This is a genomic window from Dietzia sp. DQ11-71 (genome assembly GCF_014144995.1).
Lineage (GTDB): Bacteria > Actinomycetota > Actinomycetes > Mycobacteriales > Mycobacteriaceae > Dietzia > Dietzia kunjamensis.
Genome location: NZ_JAALDT010000107.1, coordinates 1 through 2,016 on the forward strand (window position 1 = coordinate 1; position 2,016 = coordinate 2,016).

At 71.1% G+C, this 2,016-nt stretch carries 1 protein-coding gene; it reads left to right on the forward strand.

Features of this window, described 5'->3' with window-relative positions; translation table 11 throughout:
* The coding region (locus G6023_RS04315) for an Rne/Rng family ribonuclease (RefSeq protein ID WP_182634180.1) at positions 1 to 2,016 on the forward strand (2,016 nt) is incomplete at both ends.

Sequence of the window (2,016 nt, forward strand, 5' to 3'; positions counted from 1 at the left end):
GGGCGTCGCGGACGTGGGCGCGGGCGCGGCGAGGCCGGCGACGACCAGAACGGTGAGAACACCGGGACCGAGTCGTCGGACGACGGAGACCAGCGCGGCGACGACCAGCGCGACAGCGACCCGCGCGGCGACGACCAGCGCGGCAGCGACCCGCGCGACAGCGACCCGGACGAGACCTCCGGCAGCGATGACGGGAGCTCCGACGCTCGTTCCGATTCCGCCGGCGAGACCGACGACCGGTCCGCCGACGACTCCGACGGGCAGTCCGGTCCGGGTGACGCCGACGGTGATGATTCGGACGACTCGGGGAACGGTCCGTCGGGTTCGAGGCGCCGTCGTCGTCGTCGTCGTCGCAGTGGGGGCTCCGGCTCCGACGACACCCAGACGTCCAACGATGACCCGCCCCAGACCGAGGTCCACGAACGCGAGGCCCGCCGTCGCTCCGGACGCGGGGGACAGGGCTCGGGTACGTCGTCCGACGAGGTCCAGGGCATCACCGGCTCCACGCGGCTCGAGGCCAAGCGCCAGCGTCGCCGCGACGGCCGCGAGGCCGGTCGTCGTCGCCAGCCGATCCTCTCCGAGTCCGAGTTCCTCGCCCGCCGCGAGGCCGTGGACCGCGTCATGGTGGTCCGTGAGAAGCAGCGCGGCGACGGCAAGGGCGTCATGACCCAGGTCGGCGTGCTCGAGGACAAGGTCCTCGTGGAGCACTTCGTCACCACCGAATCGGCGCGTTCGATGGTCGGTAACGTCTACCTCGGCCGTGTGCAGAACGTGCTGCCCAGCATGGAGGCGGCGTTCGTCGACATCGGGCGCGGCCGCAACGGCGTCCTGTACGCCGGCGAGGTCAACTGGGAGGCCGCCGGGCTCGGCGGCAAGGCCCGGCGGATCGAGCAGGCACTCAAGTCCGGCGACATGGTGCTGGTGCAGGTCACCAAGGACCCGATCGGGCAGAAGGGTGCCCGCCTGTCCACGCAGATCTCGCTGGCCGGGCGCTTCCTCGTGTACGTACCGGACGGCAACTCCACCGGCATCTCGCGCAAGTTGCCCGACACCGAGCGTCGCCGCCTCAAGGCGATCCTCAAGGAGGTCGTGCCGGAGGGCTCCGGCGTGATCATCCGCACCGCCGCCGAGGGCGTCAGCGCGGAGGAGATCGGCCGCGACGTCGAGCGCCTGGCCGCCCAGTGGACCGAGATCTCGGAGGCTGCCGCCAAGCGCACCGACTCCGGGGCCGGCACGCCCGTGTCTCTGTACGAGGAGCCGGACCTGCTGGTCAAGGTCGTCCGCGACCTGTTCAACGAGGACTTCTCCAAGCTCGTCATCCAGGGCGAGACCTCCTGGGACACGGTGCACGACTACGTCTCGCGGGTCGCGCCCGAGATGACGGAGCGCGTGGAGCGGTACGACAACCCGGATGTGGACGTGTTCGCCACCTATCGTGTGGACGAGCAGCTGGCCAAGGCGCTCGACCGCAAGGTGTGGCTGCCCTCCGGCGGCTCGCTGGTGATCGACCGCACCGAGGCGATGACCGTCATCGACGTCAACACCGGCAAGTACACCGGCTCCGGCGGCAACCTCGAGGAGACCGTCACCAAGAACAACCTCGAGGCCGCCGAGGAGATCGTCCGCCAGCTGCGCCTGCGCGACGTCGGCGGGATGGTGATCATCGACTTCATCGACATGGTGCTCGAGTCCAACCGCGACCTCGTGCTGCGGCGCCTCACCGAGGCGCTGGGGCGCGATCGCACCCGCCACCAGGTCTCCGAGGTCACGTCACTGGGGCTGGTGCAGCTCACCCGCAAGAAGCTCGGTACCGGGCTGGTCGAGGCGTTCTCCACCCCGTGCGAGCACTGCCAGGGCCGCGGGCTGATCGTGCACGCGGACCCCCTGCACACCGAGTCGCACAACGCCGACGAGCCCGGTGGCCGCCGCGGCCGTCGCAAGGGTGGCAACGGCAAGGGCTCGGGGGAGTCCGAGGCGCCCGCGCCCAAGCAGGCCGCGCGCAAGGACGGCCCCGCG